We start from the raw sequence: 19,696 nt of genomic DNA on the forward strand, positions 1-19,696 counted from the left end.
ATGTTATCTTACATCGTGCATTAAACGTTTTAATATTGGATTTAAGACCACCGAAATTAAACCAATAGCAATTGGTACTAATGTAAATATTAAGAAGAAGGTACTTAACGAATATTCTTCGGTAATTTTATCGATCATTCCTCCCATTGTACCCGCTGCTTTTTGCCCGATAGCGATAGCTAAATACCAGATACCAAACATGAAGCCAATCATTCTAGCCGGGACTAATTTACTTAAATAAGATAATCCTACTGGAGAAATACATAATTCTCCCATAGTATGTAATAAGTAAGCAAAAATTAAAAATATCATACTTACAGACGCTGTTTTAGCCCCTTGCTCGATACCTAATGTACCAATTACTAACACTCCAAAACCTAAACCTAAAAGCACTAAACCGAGGCCGTATTTCATTGCCGCACTTGGGTTATACTTACTCTCCCACCATTTAGAAAATACTGGTGCTAACGAAATAATAAAGAAAGAGTTCAAGATACCAAACCAAGTTGCCGGTACTTCGGTAGATTCTTTGCTAAACTCGTTACTTACTTTGTAATATACAATACCCCATAACACCACAAAAGAGAGCGCTAAGACAATGTTTGAAATTGGAATTTTTTTGAATGTTTTTTTGAATAACAAAAACAAAACCCAAGTAATAATAGCTAAAGGACCCACTGTTAAAATTAAATCGACTATTTTAAATAGTATCGCAGATGTTCCTGTTAGCGATCGCATTGTATAATCTTGAGCAAAAAGCGTCATAGAGCCTAAAGATTGCTCGAATGCAGCGAAAAAGAATACCGTAAAAACGCCAAATATAGATACCGCAATAATTTTATCTCTAACTATTTTCGTGTATCTAGAAATTCTTGTAATAATTAAGTATAGAAATAAGACTAAGGCTGTTAAAATAGTGACGTTAGAACCGTCCATTCCTCCTATTTGAAAGTCTAAGAAATTAATATCACCAATTTTAGACATCGGGTCGTTAAATAAATAGAGTAAACCTCCTAATGAAGACAATACGATTAATACTAAATCGACCGTTGTAAACGGGTTTTGTTTTTCTTGAGCTAATTTAGCTTCATCGACGTGCACATTATCTTCAGACATGTTTAAAGCAATATCCACTTTAACTTCTTTTGAAGGTCTTTCGCCAATATCTCCAAAGAAATCTTTAGCCAACCAAAATTGAATCAAACCTAAAAGCATAAAAATTCCAGCTAACCCAAAACCGTAATGCCACCCAAGGTTTTCCGCTAAATATCCACAAAGCATCATTCCGAAGAATGCACCAGCATTTACACCCATATAGTAAATGGTGTAAGCGCCATCTTTTTTAGACTCCTTACCCTCGTACATCGCTGAAATCATCGATGTCATATTCGGTTTAAAGAAACCGGTACCTACAATTAATAATCCTAATCCTAAGTATAATGCCCAAGGTGAATCGATCACCATTGAGGCATGACCTAGCATCATTAAAAAACAACCAATAATTACGGCCCATTTGTACCCTGTATATTTATCTGCTAGCCAACCTCCTAAGATTGGTGTTAAATATAATAGCGAACCATAAGTTCCAATTAACGCTAAAGCGTGCTCTCTAGGCCAATCCCAACCTGGGTTATCACTAATTATTGGAGCCGTTAAAAATAATATTAAAAGAATACGCATTCCGTAAAAGGAAAAACGTTCCCACATTTCAGTAAAAAAGATAATAAACAAGCCCGCAGGATGACCAATCACCTTGTCTTTAAAAAGATTTTCAATATCAGTGTTCATATATAAATTATTAATTTATTGTTTAGCTACTTCATAACCTTCATTTTCATCTTCTATTTCACGTTCATTATCTTCGGCACCGTGCGTAAGCGTTTCTAATTTCTTTCTAAAAAGCATCACTATGAGTCCAAAAAGCACACAAAACAAAGCAATACCGGTAAAAATGGTGAATTCACCATATTCTGAAGCCGATTCACCTAACAAGCCGGCTAATTTATTACCTAAACCAGTCATTGCGAAAAACACACCCATCATTAACGACGCGTATTTTAAAGGGGCCAATTTAGTAATGTAAGATAAGGCAACTGGAGAAATACATAATTCTCCTACCGTATGAAATAAATAAGCTAATACTAACCAATACATAGCTGATGAGCCAGTACTCTCAAATTGCGCGGCAGCAGCCGACATAAAAAAGAATCCTGTTCCCATAATAATTAATCCTAAAATCATTTTAAAAAGTGATGAAGATAATTTTCCTTTTAGTTTTCTACGTGCCCAAAATGCAGCTACTGTAGTTCCTAAAAAGATAATGAACATAGCATTAAAAGACTGGAACCAAGACGCTGGTACTTCCCATCCTAAAAGCGCTCTATTGGTATTGTCCATAGCATAGATATTCATTAATCCACCTGCTTGCTCGAATGCTCCCCAAAAAACAATAACTAATAAGAAAGACATTAATAGTACAATTACACGATCTTTCTCTATTTTTGATAAAGGTCTCTTTAAAGCCGCCTTTTCTTCTTCATTTTCTGATGCGCCTGTAAAATTACCAACATGTTTCAAGTATTTTTGACCTGCGAGGTATTGAAGTAACCCTAAAGCCATTCCTATTGCAGCTAAACCGAAACCATAATGCCATCCGTGAACTTCACCTACATACCCCACAATTAAACTCGATAAAAAGGCGCCCACATTAATACCAATATAAAAAATTGTAAATCCTTTATCTCTTCTAATATCTCCTTGTTTGTAAAGCCCACCTACCATAGTTGAAATGTTTGGTTTAAGTAAACCCACTCCAAGAACAATTAAACCTAGACCTGCGTAAAATGCCCACATTTGTTCTATGGCCAAAACACTGTGTCCCAGAATCAATAAAACACCGCCATATAAAACGGCTTTTTTCTGACCTAGAAATTTATCAGCTAACCAACCTCCAGGAATAGAAGCTACATAAACTAACATCGTGTACCAACCATAAAGTGCTAACGCTTCACCATTAGTCCAACCTAAACCAACATTATCGCCTTGTGTTTCTGCTACAAGATATAATACTAAAATGGCACGCATTCCATAATACGAGAAACGTTCCCACATTTCGGTGAAAAATAGAATATAAAGACCTACTGGATGTCCAAAGAGTTCTTTGTGTTTTGCTATTGTAGCTGTATTCGCCATAATTTTATCAGTTAATTAATTGATCGTTAGTTTTTAATACTCAAGCCTAAGCCCATTATTATTCTGACTTCGCAATTTTATCTCCCAATGTACGGTCGATAAAATTAGTCATTTTTGTGTATAAATGTAACCGTGTATTACCTCCGTAAATACCGTGGTTTTTATCTGGATAAATCATCCATTCAAATTGTTTATTAGCTTGTACTAAAGCTTCAACCATTCGCATCGTATTTTGCACGTGTACATTATCATCAGCAGTACCGTGAATTAAAAGAAAATCTCCTTTTAATTTATCGACGTGATTTATTGGTGAGTTCATATCGTAACCACTCGCATTCTCTTGTGGTGTTGTCATATAACGCTCTGTATAAATAGAGTCGTAAAACCTCCAGCTTGTAACGGGTGCCACAGCAATCGCCATTTTAAAGACGTCGTTTCCTTTAAATAGAGCATTACTACTCATAAAACCACCATAGCTCCAGCCCCATATTCCTATACGGCTATCATCTATATACTTTAAATCCCCTAATTGTTTAGCGGCTTCAATCTGGTCTTCAACTTCAAATTTTCCTAATTCATTTTGTGTCACTTTTTTAAAGTCAGCGCCTTTAAAACCTGTACCTCTTCCATCTACACAAGCAACAATATATCCTTTTTGCGCAAGTAATTGGTACCAATAATCGTTTGCACTATGCCATTTATTAGCAACCTGCTGAGAACCAGGGCCAGAATATTGAAACATAAATAACGGGTAGCTTTTAGACGCATCAAAATCTTTAGGTTTAATGGTCCACATATTCAAATCGTTACCATTTACCGCAATCGTGCTAAATTCTTTTGGCGACATTTTATACGCCGCTAATGCTTCTACTAATTCTGTATTATCTTTAATCTCTTTTACAACTTCACCCGTTATCGCATCATTTAAAGTGTAGCTAGGCGGTGTTGTCGCATTAGAAAATGAATTAATAAAGTAAGTGAAATCAGCGCTAAAATCGGCGCTATTTGTTCCTGTATTATCAGACAAACGTTGCTTTTTCGTTCCTTTTAAACTAATAGAATACACGTCTCTATTAATAGATCCGTTCTCTACCGATTGGTAATAAATTCTATCTGTTTTAGCATCAAAACCATAGTAGTCGGTTATTTCCCATTTCCCTTTAGTGATTTGATTAATTAATTTTCCTTTTTTATCGTGGTGATAAATATGGTTGTATCCATCTTTTTCACTTGTCCAGATAAAACTATCATCTTTTAAAAAAGTTAAATTATTGGTAACATCAATATAGGCTTTGTCTTTTTCAGCAATGGCGATAAAGGCCGTGTTTTTTTCAGCATCAATCATCCATAAATCCAACTCGTTTTGGTGGCGATTCATAAATTGAGCACTTAAAACATCAGCATCATTAGTCCATTTTATTCTAGGGATATAGAAATCGCTGTATTTTTTATCTAAAGTCACAGCTCGCATATTATTGCTTTCTAAATTATGAATATGAAGCGACACAATAGCATTGGCCTCACCTGCTTTCGGGTATTTAAATACCGTTTGGGTTTGGTACAAATTATTACCGTAAACATCCATTGAAAATTCAGGAACCAGAGTTTCATCAAATCTTATATACGCAATCTTATTACTGTCGGCATTCCATTCGAAAGCGCGAACAAAGCCAAATTCTTCTTCGTAAACCCAGTCGGTAATACCGTTAATAATTTTATTTTTTACACCATCAAAAGTAATTTGAGTGGTTTTGCCCGACTCTAAATCTTTTACATAGATGTTATTATCGCGACCATAAGCGACTTTCGATCCATCTGGTGAAAATGTTGGTTCTTGTATTTTTTCTTCTGCAATCTCAATTACATCTTCGGTTACCGTATTAAAAACGTGATAATTACCTAAGGTAGAGCGTCTAAAAATAGACTCCTCATTAGTCGCTAAAAGCACTTTATTTTCATTAGCACTAAAGGTATAATCAGAAAAATAACGCAAGCCCTTAATACCGGCAGAACTAACTAACGTTTTTGTTTTTTCTAAGGTGCTATAATCGTAAATATCTATTGTTGTAGTTCCTGAGCCTCTATCGACGTTTAAAACCGAATATTGTTTACCATTTTTTAAGGAGTGGAGGGCATCCATTCCCTGTGTTCTGAAGGTTCCGCCCCAAATCTCTTCTAGGGAAATCTCTTTGTTTTGAGCTGACATTAAAGATGTTACTAAAAAACAAGTAAGAGCAAAGATTTTGTATAATTTCATTTCGTATAAGTAAAATTAAAATAATGCCAAGTTTACTAAAAATTATGCAAAATATAGCTAAAATTAACAGTTAATTACTGTGTTCGCGGCAATCTGTTTCAGATTGGATTCCTACCTATAGTTTAAAAAAACTAAAAGTGTAACAAAAGGGAAAATACATTTTCTTTTATAATGAGAATAGTATCTTTGTTGTACAAAATTATAGGCAATGCAAAAATCAGTTTCCGGCTTTTCAAAATTATCTAAATCTAAAAAAATAGATTGGATAGTAACCCATTATCTTTCTGGATCTACAGCGTCAAAGGACACGCTTTTACAATATATAAATTCCGATAAAAAACTACAACAATTACATGACGAATTTATAGAAAACACCATTTCTAACTATTATTTACCGTTAGGTATCGCGCCCAATTTTAAAATTAACAATACAATATACGCCATTCCTATGGCTATCGAAGAAAGTTCGGTAGTTGCCGCAGCTAGTAAAGCTGCAAAATTCTGGATGTCTCGTGGCGGCTTTAAAACCAAAGTGCTATCGACGACTAAAATTGGTCAAGTTCACTTTATGTTTCACGGCAATAGCGAAAAACTGCACGCCTTTTACACTGCTGTACAACCAAAATTACTGGAAGCAACGCGCGGCATTACTAAAAATATGGACGCCCGTGGTGGTGGTGTTTTAGACCTTGTTCTAAACGATAAAACTACAGAGATTAAGGGGTATTACCAGTTGCACGCCACTTTCGAAACGTTAGATGCGATGGGTGCTAATTTTATTAATTCGTGCCTGGAACAGTTTGCAAAAACTTTTAAAGCTGAAGCTGAAAAGCACTTGGATTCACCCATAGAAATAGTAATGAGTATTTTATCTAATTATGTGCCCAATTGTATTGTTAGAGCAGAAGTTTCGTGCCCAATTGAAGAACTCATCGATAAAAATATTGAAGACCCTGAGTTGTTTGCTAAAAAATTCGTGCAAGCTATTTCTATTGCAGAAGTTGAACCCTATCGCGCAGTAACACATAATAAAGGTATAATGAACGGAATTGATGCCGTTGTTTTGGCCACCGGAAATGATTTTAGAGCAATTGAAGCTGGCGTACACGCCTATGCGGCTCGTAACGGTAAATATTCCAGTTTAACACACGCTAAAGTTGAAAATGGTATTTTCACGTTTTGGACAGAACTTCCATTAGCACTAGGAACCGTTGGAGGCTTAACAAATTTACACCCACTAGTAAAAGTTGCGTTAGACATTTTAGGAAAACCATCAGCTAAAGAATTAATGCAAATTGTTGCTGTTGCCGGCTTAGCGCAAAATTTTGCAGCTATAAAATCGCTAACGACAACAGGTATTCAAGAAGGCCATATGAAAATGCACTTGATGAATATTTTAAATCAGTTTGAAGCGACCGCTAATGAAAAGAAAACGATTGTAGATTATTTCAAAACCCATACGGTTACGCACAGGGCTGTTGTTGAAGCCATTAATGCGCTAAGACAATAAAAATGATGCAGTCTTTTTACAGTAACGGTAAATTATTAATTACGGGGGAATATGTCGTTTTAGACGGCGCAAATGCTTTTGCGTTACCCACAAAATTGGGCCAGCATTTAGATGTAGAACCAATTACTGATCGTAACATTATTTGGACAAGTTTCGATGAGAAAGGCAACCTCTGGTTTCAAGACACTTTTAATATAGAGACATTAACATCTGTAGCGAATAACTCTGAAGACCCCGTTTCTAAACAACTCACTGCACTTTTAAAAACAGCAAAAAAAGAAAACCCCGATTTCCTAACACACCATAGCGGATACAAAGTATCCACCCGTTTAGATTTTCCTCGCGATTGGGGCTTAGGCTCGTCGTCTACTTTAATAAATAACTTGGCACTTTGGGCTAATGTTAACCCTATGACGCTTCTTTTACATTCTTTTGGTGGTAGTGGTTACGACATTGCTTGCGCGCGGCACAATGCGCCTATTCTTTACCAAGTTGGGGATCCGCCAAAAATTAAGGAAATCTCTTTTAATCCGCGATTTAAAGACGAGTTGTTTTTTGTTCACCGCAATAAAAAACAAAACAGTCGCGACGCTATTAGCACCTACAAACAATACAAAACCAATAGCGAAATCATTATTCAAAAAATAAACAGGATAACATCTCAGCTTTTAAAAGCGGATAGCCGATTAATTTTTGATGCCCTTATAATAGAACATGAAATCCTAATCGCGCACGTCACTAATCAAACGCCAATTAAAAACGATCTATTCCCGGATTTTGACAACGCCATTAAGAGTTTAGGAGGCTGGGGAGGCGACTTTATTTTAGTTACGGGCACTAAAGCGTATGTCTACGATTACTTCAACAGCAAAAATTATAACACCATAATAGCGTATAACGATCTCATATTAGGCGCTTAGTTTGTATACACAATAAACACAAAAAAGGTCTCGCATAATATGCAAGACCTTTTTTATGTTAGAATGAGACGCTATTTTATTGAATAGTATTCGCTCTATTATCCTCTATTTCTGCAGCCTCTTTTAATGCGCTGTATAACCTTGTATTTACAGAGTTTAATTTCTGCTCACCAACTTGGTTCGAATACGACTGGTAGTTATCTAATGTCACAGCTGGCGTTGTTTTAGTAACTTGAACCATATACACTCCTTTTTCTCCAGCGATTACTTTAGAGGTTGCTCCTTCTTTTAATCCGAAAGCTGTTCCTACAACCAAGGGCTCTTTACCAGCACCTGCAATAGTTGGGTTTTTCATATTAATTGCCGACGCGGTTTTTACCGTTTGTCCTTCAGAAGCAGCAAAATCTTCAATACTAGACGTTTTTGCTCTTTCTTTAATTAATTGTGCTTTTTTCTCTTTTCTAATTGCAGGAATTGCAGTTACTGAAGCATCTTCTACATTCATTAAACCTTCTTGATTTTTAGCTGTTACCTGGGCAACAACATATCCTGTAGAAACTGAGAATCGTTTAATATCGCCTACAGATCTTGATTTCTCAAAAGCCCAACGCACAATTTCTCTTTGGTTTCCTACACCTGGTATGTTTTCGTCTAACACTTTAACGCCACTTACAGGAAATATTGGAAAGCCTTTTTCTTTAGCTACTTCTTGAAAATTATTATTATCTGCCTTCAGCACAAAATTTGAAGCCTCTCTAAAAACGGTGTCTTCTGTATCTATAGAAGGCTCGATGTTTCTAACTAAAGTAGCTAATTTGTAAGCTTGTTTTTCGTTTTTCTGATCTAATATTTCGACAATGTGAAAACCGAAATCAGTTTTAACCACTCCGATGTCTCCTTTTTTATTTTCGAAGGTATAATCTCTAAATGCAGGCGTCATTGTATTGTATGTGTACCAATCTAAAACACCTTCTTCTTCATTACTTACTTTATCGATTGAGAAATCTAATAACGTTACAAACTTAGAACGGTCTGTTTTAATAATCGCTAATAAACTATCTGAGGTTGTTTTAGCTTGCTCTTCTGTTTGTACTGTTTCTGGAGCTGCTGCACGAGATCCTATAAAAGGAATTAAAATATGTCTTGCCTTTACAGAATCTGGTAATTTTGTTTGTGCTACTAGTTTTGCTACCTTAAATGTTCTTCCTTCTTTATAAGGGCCATAAACATCACCTGTATTTAATTTTGAAATGCTATCTTTTAATGCTCCAGCGATTGCTGATTCATAAACATACCCATTATTAAATTTTACATCTGAGTTTTCGTTTACGAAAACTTCTGCTTTAGCATCACTCATATTAGCAAAACCTACAACCGTATCATTCTTCTTAGTTTCAGAGTTGTAAGAAATGTTTCCTCTAATTAATTTGATAAGCTCCTCTTGAAGCACTGTTTCATCTTCTAAAGAAGCCACTTCCTCGAATTTTACATATTGTAAACTTCTTGAAGCGTCCACTTCGTATTTTTTACTGTGTTTCTCTACGTAATTCTCAATATCTCCTTTCGATACTTCAATACTACTATCTGCAATAGATGTGTAAGGTACTTGCACGAATTTGATATCTACTTTATCACCTTCTAATTTATGCTCTAGAGCGCCTTCTGCTAACGTTGCCGTTGTTCCAGCTTTTACTAAATTAAAATAGGTTTGTTGCAATGCTCCAGACGATACGTTATCTTCATAACTAATCCATTGTGCATACGCTTCAGGCGATGTTTCTTTTAGGTTAGCGATATAAGCGTTTAATTTTGATTCGTCGTAAACACCATCTTCATTTAAAAACTGAGGACTAGACTCTAAATTTGCTCTTAACAAATCTCTCATTTGCTGTCTACCAACATTTAAACCTAATTTTTCGAATTGCGTTCCCATCACTGCTTGACGGACTTCAGCTTCGTAAACTTGGTTCATTATTTGCGTTGTCGTTGCATTTGGAGTTTGCTGCGCCTCTACTCTTGCCATAAATTCTTGACGAGAAATATCTTTTCCATTTATGGTAGCAACCACATTAGGAGATTTAGAAAATAACGCATTCTGATTATCGAATAAACTTGATAATACAAAAGCGAATAAGGCTAGTGCGATTACTAAGATTAAAACAACTGTTTTTTGTCTTATTTTATTTAAAATTGCCATCGGTTGAATAGATTATATGAAATATAGTGAGCGAAAATACAGTTTTCTCTTTAATAATAAAAGAAGAACATCTCATTAATTAATTTAATTTTAACAAAGGGGTTTACTATACCTAATAGAGTCGTATTATAAGGCCAGATTTTTAGTCGTCAGTTTTTACTTTTAAGTGTACCAGATCTACTTTAGTATTAGAAACTTCAATGATTTTAAACTGAAAATTATCAATCGTAACAATATCATTTTGATGGGGAATTTCTTCTGTATAATCCAAAATTAATCCGCCTAGAGTTTCATAATTCTCACCTTCAGGAAGATGAAGCTTAAAATGTTCGTTTAGGTAATCGACTTCCAAACGTGCAGAAAACACAAAGTTATGGTCGTCAATCTTTTCTTCGGTTAATACTGCTGTATCGTGTTCGTCTTCAATTTCACCCAATAGCTCTTCAACAATATCCTCGACAGTTAATATTCCTGAAGTCCCACCGTATTCATCCAGAACAACAGCCATACTTTTTCTTTTCTTAATAAGAATGTTTAAAATATCGTTGATGAGCATTGTTTCTGGAACAAATTTCACAGAAAGCAACATCGCCTGTATGGTTTGTGGCTTTTTAAAGAGTTCGAAAGCGTGCACATATCCTACAATATCGTCAATCGTTTCTTTATAGACTAATATTTTTGAACATCCCGTTTGTACAAACAAGTTATTTAAATTGTCTACGGAATCGTTAATTTCAACCGCAATAATTTCGGTTCTAGGCACCATTACTTCACGTGCTTTAACATCGGCAAACTCTAGTGCTTTTTGAAAAATCTGGATTTCGCTATCGATGATGTCGTGTTCTTCCACAGATTCCATTTGCTCGCTAATATAATTTCCTAATTCCACTTTTGTAAAAGCTAATTGTACAATGTCACCCTCCGTTTTAAAGAATTTACGCAACACAAAATCTGAAATCCATAACACAAAATCTGAAATCCAAGAAAACAGCGTATAAAAAATATAGGCAGGAAAAGCGAGTACCTTAATAAAGGTATTGGCATAAATCTGAAAAAACACTTTCGGAAGAAATTCTGCTGTAAATAAGATTAATAGTGTCGATAAAACAGTTTGTGTTAACAAGCTTAAATCGGTAAGCAGATAGTTAGCGAATACATTGGTGGTTGGTAACATAGACTGAAACCACGCCACTAACAAATCGCCCATAAAAAACCCATATAGAACCAGTGCTATATTATTACCAATAAGCATAGCGGCAATAAACTTAGACGGTTTTGCGGTTAATCGTTTTAAAATGGTTGCTAGAAAACCACCTTGTTTTTTTTCAATTTCTATATGGATTTTATTAGCCGAAACATAGGCGATCTCCATTCCTGAAAAAAAAGCAGAAAGCAATAAGGCAATAATTATTATTGTAATAATAATGGTGGTAGACATCTATTTTTTATTGTCTTTATTATCGATCTTTTTATTAAATCTCTGCCTAAAGAAAAACATAAATATCGCTAAAGCTCCCAACAACAGGGAAGAATACGATCTTGATTGTTCCACTCCCCAATTAGAAAAGGCGTCGTATAAAAACAAGACAGCAAATACTAAGTAAGAGTATTGAAAGATTTTAAACAATTTCATTATAATCAATTTTAAAGTAAAGGTAAGAAAAATAAGTGGTTAAAAACACTTATTCTAGAACAGCAAATTGCCCGCTAATTTCTAGAACTTCGGCTTTGGTAAAGTCTTTGTCTGAATCGAAGCCGCTACCGTGCGTTATGTAGTCTGCAGACTTATAAGTTACAGGAAGATTGGTAAACACCCACTCCTTGGTTTGGTCGAAATACAGTTGCTCTGCAAATAACGTATCGTTTTGTGCTGTAGCAACAACAACATTGCCTTGCAGATCGATAAGATCGGTACCTTCGTAACGAATTGCATAATCGGCAACTATAGTGCTTTTCTGCTGGTTGGCATCGTAAACATAAAGCGTTACGCCGTCTGGGAACTCAGAGTATCCAAATTTACGATTTCCAAAATCTAACATTTTCGGGCTCACCAAATTGGCAACAACACGTCCGGAATCGGTTCGCCTTGCATTTATATTTTCGGCAACTCCCAAGGGTTCGTTATCGGAAACTCCGATTTTTTTAACCTCTTGAAAATTATTTTTACACGAAAAAAACAGAGTCATAGCAACTGCTATGACTCCGTATTTAATAGTATGTAATAAAGGTAACTTCATTATATATTTGGAACCGTTACTGTTCTCTGAATCCAACATCCAATTGTTATAGATTTTCCGGCATTTCCTGCATTAAAAATCTCTGTATTAGAGGGCGCTAAACCTTCATATCTCGCCGCTGTATTAGAACTTCCTGCTTTTCGCGCTTCTGCAGCTGCTAACCAAAATACTGCTCTTTGAGAGAAGTTATCGGTACCACAGTTTTTAGCACTACTTGAGTACATTCCTGCTATTTGTAAGTGCGGACTCTTATCTGATGGGTTGGCATTTACAGCATTCATGTAATACGTTCTTGCTTGACCGTAGTTACCAACTGCTTTTAATTTAATTGCAATTTTCTTGTATAATTTAGCTTTCTTGAAATTGTCTGTTTCTAAACTAATTGCTTGCTCATAGTATCCACGAGCTTCGCTAGACTTACCTTCTTTATCTTTTAAGATTCCTAAGTAGTATGCAGAGTTTGCCGACGGACTTAAGTCGTGGTATGCGTTTACTAATTTAAAGAATAACGGGTCGCTAGTACATTCTTTAGCAGACATTCTACCAGCAGCTCTTTGTAACCACGTCGCATTTGCTTTGTTAGCTTCGAAACTTTTTTCGTATAATGGAATTAAGTTTTCACAGTTTGCTCTGTTTCCTAACTCAGAATCTACACTTCCAGAAATTTGATCGAAAGCCGATAATACAGAAGTATAATACCTTTGGTACTGTCCTTCTTTTTTAGTTAAGGCCGCTCCTGCTTCTTCTTTAGTTACAATTTTATTTAACCCAACAGACGCTTTTTCAACTTCAAATTCAATTTTCTCAACAACATCATCGTACTTATCAAATAACTCTTGTGCCGTTTTTTTATCCGTATCATATAAATTTACCATTAATTTAAAGTACACGTATAAACTCTTTGGATTTTCAAACGTTTCTTTATCCGCAGTAAAGGCAGCATCAAAACAACTGTATAATTGGTCGTCTGTTAAACCTAGCTCTGTTTTATAATCGTATTTTAACTGACATTGTTTAGAGTCATATTCCCCTTTCGGCGTTTCATTTGCAAAGTTCAAAGCTCTTTCGTCCCATAATTTAACTAGGTCGTTTATAAAAGCTACTTGTTCTACTCCTGTAGTATTATCAATCTTATCTTTAAGAATTTTTTCTCCAAATACATAAATGGCCTTATTGTATTTAGGACATTCTTGTCTCAATTCCATAAACGGTTTATAAGCCGTCTCATAGTTTTTCGATCTTGCATATTCGACCATTATAGAAAGCTTGTTTCTACACGCTTCCTCGTTTTGACCAAAACTAACGTTTAGTCCTAAAAATAATACTGCAATTAATACTGTGATCTTCGTTTTCATAGTTCTATTTTAATACTTTGTTAGTCATACTTGTTTTTTACAAACCATCTATCGTTTAACGATAAACTAAGGTTGAAATTAACAAAATTCTCTTGAATTAGGTTAGCGTCGGTTGTACCACGTTGTCCTATCTCGAATCCTAGATTGGCATTAGAGAATAAGTTTCCAACTGGTACACCTACTCCAAAAGATATGCCAAACTCTTTTATAGATTGGTCACTAACATTTAAACCGGTGTTCTCAAATCGCACCCCAGCCCTGTAAACCACGCGGTTCCAATAACTTGAGAAAGAATTATAATCGGGAATAAAAAAACCACCAAGAGACACTCGAGATGCATTTTCGAAACGTACTGTTTCGGTTCCACTTGAATTTTCGTAAGTATATAACGGATTTGAAAAGTCACTCGTTTTTTGAAATTCATACTCTACACCAGCAAACCACTTTCTAGGCTCTCCTAGACCGGCTCCAAAAGTGAGTTTTGTTGGTAGTTTTAATTCTGTTTCTAAAAGCCCTGACCCTTCTAAATCGGCATCTAGAGTATTAACAGAATATTCATTACCATCATTTCCTAGTATAATACTAGCAAATGTACGTTCGTTATTAGAGGTTAAATTAGCAGAAGGCGTATATGTAAACGACGATTGTAATTCTAATTTATCGCTAATCATTGTTTGATAGTGCAGACCAAAATTAAAATTTAATCCGCTTAATTCAGATCTATTACTTTCTCGAGATTGCGATTGCAGTAATTCGCCTTCATCATTATACCTAAACAGCACCGTACTATTTTCTATACTTCCAAAATTATAACTGGCGTCTACACCAACGCTTAATCCATCGGTAATTTGATAACCCGCACCTAAAAACGCTTTATTTAAGCCTCCTTTACCTTGAAAACGAGTATCCATTTGCCCATCTGCGCGGTTATTTTCTAGTTTATACCCTACCGAAGTAAAAGGCATTAAACCCACTCCGAAACCAAATCTACCCACAGGAATAGACAATGCTAAATAATCGAAGGTTGATGTTTTTACCTTAGACTCCCCAGAGTTACTTTCTAAGTTTGTTGAAGTATGACTACCTCCCACCGTAAATGTTACGGGTCTATTTTCACCATTATAAGGAATAAGTCCTAAGTTTTTCCCCGCATAACTAGCTGGATTTCTTAAATTGATATGTACGCTATCTTTGTAAACACTCAGTCCTCCCATACTCCTGTTCTCGACAGTTCCTTTAAACTTAAGGCTTCCAATACCATAAAATGAATACGGTGATTGCGTACCTTCTTGGGCGTAACTTTGAATTGCAAATAGCGCAATAAAAACTAATACAAGTTTTTTTATCATTAGTTTGTGTTAAATTGTAAAATAAAATTCAATCCTTCTAAAAGGTGATTTGAGTTCGCAAATATGCTACTTTTTAATTGTTTAGACAACATTTTCGTGTCTCCTCCTGTTAAAATAACTGTTAAATCTCCATATTTTTTTCTGTAAGTCTGAATAGCTCCTTCAATTTCGAACACAACACCATTAAACACACCAGAGTGTATCCCTTGTTCTGTTGAATTACCAATTAAACCGTCAGGTACTTTAGAAGATAATAACGGTAATTTTGCAGTTTGATTATGCAGCGCTTTATACCGCATTCTCAATCCTGGTGAAATGGCGCCCCCATAATATTCGTTATCCCCAGTAATAAAATCGTAAGTAATACAGGTTCCAGCATCTATTATCAATACGTTTTTATTCGCGTATTTTTCTACGCAAGCACAAACCAAAGCAATCCTATCTATTCCTAATGTTTTTGGTGTGCTGTATAAATTTTTAAAAGGCAATACCGTATTATGATCTAAAAATAAAAGCTGAAAGTCCTTTTTTAGCGTTTCGAAACTGTTTTTATCTAGTTTTCCTACCGAAGAAACGATGGCTTTCTCTATATTTTCATATTTTTTCTGAATTTCTTCAATTTTTTTAAAAATATTTTCAGCATCCGTCTGAATTCTAAACACCATTTTATTGCCCTCAAAAACAGCCACTTTAGCTTGCGTATTACCGATATCAATAATTAAATTCATAGTATAAATTGATGAAATACAAACTTACAAAACGAAATTTTATAAAAATTGTTTTGTAGATATTAAAATAGCTCTTATATTTGCAACCGCAATTAGCGCTGGTGCCTTAGCTCAGTTGGTAGAGCAAAGGACTGAAAATCCTTGTGTCCCTGGTTCGATTCCTGGAGGCACCACCATAAAACCCCGAAAACTTATGTTTTCGGGGTTTTTACTTTTTAAGGGGACAACATAAGGGACAACATCATTAATTTAATTCCGATAAATTATATACTACTAAAGCCTCGTACTAATTAACGTGGTTCTAAAATAGCTGCCCTTTTACTGCGACTTTACTTCTGAGGCCGTGTTTTACGAAACTTAATGAATTTATTTTAAAGTATATTCTAACCACTATAATTATTTAAGACAGACATTTAATATAGATTCAAATCATTTTGTTGAGGAAATACCTAACCACAAAGAGATAATATAACTGCTACTTATTTTCGGTTAATGTATCTCTATCAATATTTTCAAACAACTCATCCTCTTTTTCAATTAACGGATCATACCAATCTGCTTTATCATTAATCCATTTAAGCCATTTTTGAAGCTCATCAGTGAGCTTGTTGTTTTTTACGGCATTAACTTTAACGGTTTCTACATAATTTCTTAAATCCATAGATTTCTGCCAACGGCTTGATTGATTTATTACAGATATAAATACATCTAATTCATCCTTCCTTTTAGCTACCAACTCTTCTTCAATTTTTCTTTTACGCTCATATTCTAGACGCCAAGCCTTACGTTCAATTCTCTCTTTTTTATCTTTTTTCGCTCTTAACTCCAAGTAAGCAAGTATATTTGGAAGTTTATCTTCAATCTTCTTATTGACACTATCACTCCATTGATGCCCATACAAATCCTCAATTCTTAATGTTAATATTCCAGTAGGAACATAGCTTGTCCGCAAATAACTACTATGCTCCGATTTCACTTTTATCCGTTTTCTTGTCTCTCTAACGCATACTTTATAAGCTTCCCCATCCACTATAAGCCTTGTTCCATTTTCATTATACGCCTCCCCTGTTTTTACTTCAATTTCATGCCCCCTTTTCCTAAATAACTTTATTAAAGCGTCCGAAAAGTTTAAAGCCCTATTTATCGTGTCTTTATGTACGAAAATATTAAACACCTCTTGTGATGTTCTATAAAACCTTTTGTAATCCCAGTCATTAGCAATCTCTCCATTTTTAATACCTTCCATTGCTTCTATAACTAACATATCAGGCTTCGTGAGCTTATCTGAAACCTTTAAAGGCAATAACTTGTCGTTTTTAATTTCTCTAACCAATATATTCAACTCGGACAAGACCCCTTGCTCCTTCTGAAACGAAATAGCACCATTTTCTTTAATAGACTTTGACAAAGGAGTAACCGTAACTTTTTTGTTGAATTTTAATTTTTGCCAATGTCCGTTCTTAGGAAGTGGAATATCATTTTTCTTACAAATATGTTTTAAAGATGAATTAGTAATAGAGTATTCTTCCATAATCTTAGATAGAGGTTTACACCAGACTAAATTGTACAATTCCTCTCTTGTAAGCGTCTTTGAGCTATCAGTAGTTGACATATTTTTTTTTTACCGTATACTAATTTAATAATCTTATTGGAGATTTTATGCAACTAGGAAAGTAAAACGCTAGAACTATTACAAAATACTATGCTAAAAAAAATTCTAAAAAATTAAACAAAGTAGAATGATGTACCCAAAGACGGAATACTTAACACTTCATAACATAATTAGAATAGAGTTTTTGTCATTAAACTAAAACACTTAGTTCCATTTTAGCTTAAAAAAGACAAATTAGTATTGCGAATAACCCTGTATCGAAATGTATAAGAGAGAGATAATTGTGATGATTAAGAATCATATATTAGTTATCTCTGTAGGAATAAGTAAACGAAAAACCACTCTCTTTACATCACCTCCGTACACTATAGAAAAACATATTCAACTGAAAAACAGTATATTTACATATTTAACTCTAATATTTTGAATTATGAAAAACAATTATACTCTTGTTCTCCTAGTGTTAATAATTTTAGGTTGTAGTCCAAAATATAAAATAACACCAAATAAAACTAACCTCAATTTTTCAAATTCTAATTTAATAGATGGCTGTTTAGTATCAGGCTCTAATTTAATGGATATTCATGGGTTACCAAAAATTACTGATTTTCCTGGTAATAAAAATTTTGAATCCCATTTTTATAAAAATGTTGGCAAAATCATGGGACTTATGGACATTCAAAAGAACTATGACACTCGGGTATATGTTTATGAAGATGGCTTATCCCCTAATGCCATCGCTTTCAATGGAAGAATAGATAACTATTCAAGCTATTTAATTCTTTTCGGGGAAAATATGATATTAAACCATGTTATTCCTACTGGAGATTACGGAGAAGATTTAAACACTATTATAATGCAGTCTATACTTGCTCATGAATTTGCTCATATTGGTCAGTATATTAAAAACGTTAATGGAAGTACACGAGATTTAGAATTAATGGCTGATGTTATGTCAGGTTGGTATGTTGGCTATCTTACAAGCAATGAGGGGCAAATTCAAGTGGAATCAGGTATAGAAAACGTCCCCAACATTAGACTTGCTATGATAGACTCATATAATTCTGGAGATTATGCCTATAACGCACCTGACCACCATGGCACACCACAGATGCGACTAGATGCATTTTTATTTGGTGTTGAATTATCTTTACAAAAAGGTATATTTAGTTATTGGGACGCCTTTAACCTAGCTAAATTGAAATATAATTTATGAATATGTATAATCACAATTTTTAAATTTCTTATTATATAACAAAGTTGTAAAGCAAAAATAAAAACACAACTCCATAATTATTTAATTTATTAACTCTTACCTGCTTTCTAAAACCAATACATATCCTCTATTTGTTTTTTAATCGCTAACTTTAGTACTTAAACACGAACCTAAACACACACATAGCCGCTAGGCTAAATTATTTAAGAGAAAATGTGCTACGATATAAAAGCAAGTTATAAGGCTTAACTACATCGAGCTAAACGAAAAGGTGACCTAGCGGCAGTTGAGGAAATATTAGAGAACTTAATCCCTTTAACTGATTTACCATTGCACCATATTTCTGGATTTAGCCATCCCGAATTATTAATATATACTGATGATTCACCCGATTTCCCTACTGTTGCAACTTGGGGACTAGTTCCTCATTGGGTAAAAGATGAAGTCCAAATGAAAAAGTTTTGGAATAATACTTTAAATGCTCGTGGTGAAACGATTTTCGAAAAACCATCTTTTAGACAAGCAGCAAAAAATAATAGATGCTTAATTTATATTGACGGGTTTTATGAACATCATCATTTTAATAATAAAACTTACCCATTCTTTATTCAACGTAAAGACGAAAACCCTATAGCCTTAGCTGGACTATGGAGTGAATGGATCAACCCTGAAACGAAAGGCAGAATGAATACCTTTTCAATTGTAACAACTGTTGGGAATTCAATGTTAGCTAAAATCCATAATAACCCGAAAATAAAAGGCCCACGAATGCCATTAATTCTACCTCTTGAGTTAGAAGATAATTGGCTAAATACAATTGATGATGAATTGGATAAACAGAAAATTCAAGAATTAATACAAAGCTCCCCAGAAGAAGAATTGAAAGCACACACGGTTAGAAAATTACGTGGCAAAGAATACATTGGTAATATCCCTGAAATCTCCAACGAATTCATACATGAAGAATTAGAATTTTAACGACACCATCTATCAAAATTGATAGTTAAATGATATGGTTATTGCGTTTTTTGGAGGATAACTAACCGTTGCTCCACCGTTGCTGTAGGTTACATTTATAACCAATTTGGTTATGAATGTAACCTACAAACACTTTTTTTTCACA

The 19,696-nt window shown here is 34.5% G+C and carries 14 protein-coding genes and 1 tRNA gene; 5 read left to right on the forward strand and 10 right to left on the reverse strand.

The window, feature by feature from the left end:
* Positions 1–3 precede the first annotated feature (3 nt).
* The 3 genes from ES676_RS02455 to ES676_RS02465 are packed head-to-tail and all read right to left on the reverse strand — an operon-like array spanning position 4 to position 5,449.
* On the reverse strand, positions 4–1,788 hold the full coding sequence (locus ES676_RS02455; RefSeq protein WP_148368449.1) for a peptide MFS transporter: 1,785 nt from the start codon (positions 1,786–1,788) through the stop codon (positions 4–6).
* Positions 1,789–1,803: 15 nt separating this feature from the next.
* A complete protein-coding gene (locus ES676_RS02460) occupies positions 1,804–3,192 on the reverse strand; it encodes a peptide MFS transporter (RefSeq protein ID WP_148368450.1) in 1,389 nt (462 codons plus the stop codon).
* 58 nt (positions 3,193–3,250) lie between these two features.
* Positions 3,251–5,449: a S9 family peptidase gene (locus tag ES676_RS02465; RefSeq protein WP_148368451.1), complete on the reverse strand. Its 2,199-nt coding sequence runs from the start codon at positions 5,447–5,449 to the stop codon at positions 3,251–3,253.
* Positions 5,450–5,657: 208 nt separating this feature from the next.
* On the opposite strand from ES676_RS02465, the gene ES676_RS02470 reads away from it, so the two are divergent.
* On the forward strand, positions 5,658–6,959 hold the full coding sequence (locus tag ES676_RS02470; RefSeq protein WP_148368452.1) for a hydroxymethylglutaryl-CoA reductase, degradative: 1,302 nt from the start codon (positions 5,658–5,660) through the stop codon (positions 6,957–6,959).
* Positions 6,960–6,961: 2 nt separating this feature from the next.
* Positions 6,962–7,879, forward strand: coding sequence for a GYDIA family GHMP kinase (locus tag ES676_RS02475; protein WP_317130816.1), 918 nt, complete (start codon positions 6,962–6,964; stop codon positions 7,877–7,879).
* A 76-nt stretch (positions 7,880–7,955) separates the two neighbouring features.
* On the opposite strand, the gene ES676_RS02480 is transcribed toward ES676_RS02475, so the two are convergent.
* The 6 genes from ES676_RS02480 to ES676_RS02510 form a co-directional block, all read right to left on the reverse strand.
* Positions 7,956–10,076, reverse strand: coding sequence for a SurA N-terminal domain-containing protein (locus tag ES676_RS02480; protein ID WP_148368453.1), 2,121 nt, complete (start codon positions 10,074–10,076; stop codon positions 7,956–7,958).
* Between the two features lie 142 nt (positions 10,077–10,218).
* Positions 10,219–11,514 (reverse strand): hemolysin family protein, encoded by a 1,296-nt coding sequence (locus tag ES676_RS02485; protein ID WP_148368454.1) that lies wholly within the window; start codon positions 11,512–11,514, stop codon positions 10,219–10,221.
* A 244-nt stretch (positions 11,515–11,758) separates the two neighbouring features.
* Complete coding sequence (lptC, locus tag ES676_RS02495; protein ID WP_148368456.1) at positions 11,759–12,313, reverse strand: LPS export ABC transporter periplasmic protein LptC; 555 nt, start codon at positions 12,311–12,313, stop codon at positions 11,759–11,761.
* On the reverse strand, positions 12,313–13,668 hold the full coding sequence (locus tag ES676_RS02500; RefSeq protein ID WP_148368457.1) for a hypothetical protein: 1,356 nt from the start codon (positions 13,666–13,668) through the stop codon (positions 12,313–12,315). Before ES676_RS02500 ends, lptC begins: the two co-directional genes overlap by 1 nt.
* A 20-nt stretch (positions 13,669–13,688) precedes the next feature.
* Positions 13,689–15,017 (reverse strand): hypothetical protein, encoded by a 1,329-nt coding sequence (locus tag ES676_RS02505; RefSeq protein ID WP_148368458.1) that lies wholly within the window; start codon positions 15,015–15,017, stop codon positions 13,689–13,691.
* Positions 15,017–15,745 (reverse strand): type III pantothenate kinase, encoded by a 729-nt coding sequence (locus ES676_RS02510; protein ID WP_148368459.1) that lies wholly within the window; start codon positions 15,743–15,745, stop codon positions 15,017–15,019. The genes ES676_RS02505 and ES676_RS02510 overlap by 1 nt, the downstream gene beginning before the upstream one ends.
* Before the next feature lie 100 nt (positions 15,746–15,845).
* Here ES676_RS02510 and ES676_RS02515 point away from each other — a divergent pair.
* Positions 15,846–15,921: transfer RNA gene (locus ES676_RS02515), tRNA-Phe, on the forward strand.
* 299 nt (positions 15,922–16,220) lie between these two features.
* On the opposite strand, the gene ES676_RS02520 is transcribed toward ES676_RS02515, so the two are convergent.
* Complete coding sequence (locus ES676_RS02520; RefSeq protein WP_148368460.1) at positions 16,221–17,357, reverse strand: hypothetical protein; 1,137 nt, start codon at positions 17,355–17,357, stop codon at positions 16,221–16,223.
* Between the two features lie 430 nt (positions 17,358–17,787).
* On the opposite strand from ES676_RS02520, the gene ES676_RS02525 reads away from it, so the two are divergent.
* Both ES676_RS02525 and ES676_RS02530 read left to right on the forward strand, forming a co-directional pair.
* Positions 17,788–18,573: a hypothetical protein gene (locus ES676_RS02525; protein WP_148368461.1), complete on the forward strand. Its 786-nt coding sequence runs from the start codon at positions 17,788–17,790 to the stop codon at positions 18,571–18,573.
* Between the two features lie 330 nt (positions 18,574–18,903).
* Positions 18,904–19,551: an SOS response-associated peptidase gene (locus ES676_RS02530; RefSeq protein ID WP_246130278.1), complete on the forward strand. Its 648-nt coding sequence runs from the start codon at positions 18,904–18,906 to the stop codon at positions 19,549–19,551.
* Positions 19,552–19,696: the final 145 nt, after the last annotated feature.

Source organism: Bizionia saleffrena (assembly GCF_008086175.1).
GTDB lineage: Bacteria > Bacteroidota > Bacteroidia > Flavobacteriales > Flavobacteriaceae > Bizionia > Bizionia saleffrena.

Bases quoted from the DNA above. Each gene is read 5' to 3' on its own strand.
- lptC (WP_148368456.1), bottom strand. From the start codon at position 12,313: ATGAAGTTACCTTTATTACATACTATTAAATACGGAGTCATAGCAGTT.
- ES676_RS02465 (WP_148368451.1), bottom strand. From the start codon at position 5,449: ATGAAATTATACAAAATCTTTGCTCTTACTTGTTTTTTAGTAACATCT.
- ES676_RS02500 (WP_148368457.1), bottom strand. From the start codon at position 13,668: ATGAAAACGAAGATCACAGTATTAATTGCAGTATTATTTTTAGGACTA.
- ES676_RS02525 (WP_148368461.1), top strand. From the start codon at position 17,788: ATGAAAAACAATTATACTCTTGTTCTCCTAGTGTTAATAATTTTAGGT.
- ES676_RS02455 (WP_148368449.1), bottom strand. From the start codon at position 1,788: ATGAACACTGATATTGAAAATCTTTTTAAAGACAAGGTGATTGGTCAT.
- ES676_RS02510 (WP_148368459.1), bottom strand. From the start codon at position 15,745: ATGAATTTAATTATTGATATCGGTAATACGCAAGCTAAAGTGGCTGTT.
- ES676_RS02460 (WP_148368450.1), bottom strand. From the start codon at position 3,192: ATGGCGAATACAGCTACAATAGCAAAACACAAAGAACTCTTTGGACAT.
- ES676_RS02520 (WP_148368460.1), bottom strand. From the start codon at position 17,357: ATGTCAACTACTGATAGCTCAAAGACGCTTACAAGAGAGGAATTGTAC.
- ES676_RS02475 (WP_317130816.1), top strand. From the start codon at position 6,962: ATGATGCAGTCTTTTTACAGTAACGGTAAATTATTAATTACGGGGGAA.
- ES676_RS02505 (WP_148368458.1), bottom strand. From the start codon at position 15,017: ATGATAAAAAAACTTGTATTAGTTTTTATTGCGCTATTTGCAATTCAA.
- ES676_RS02485 (WP_148368454.1), bottom strand. From the start codon at position 11,514: ATGTCTACCACCATTATTATTACAATAATAATTATTGCCTTATTGCTT.
- ES676_RS02470 (WP_148368452.1), top strand. From the start codon at position 5,658: ATGCAAAAATCAGTTTCCGGCTTTTCAAAATTATCTAAATCTAAAAAA.
- ES676_RS02480 (WP_148368453.1), bottom strand. From the start codon at position 10,076: ATGGCAATTTTAAATAAAATAAGACAAAAAACAGTTGTTTTAATCTTA.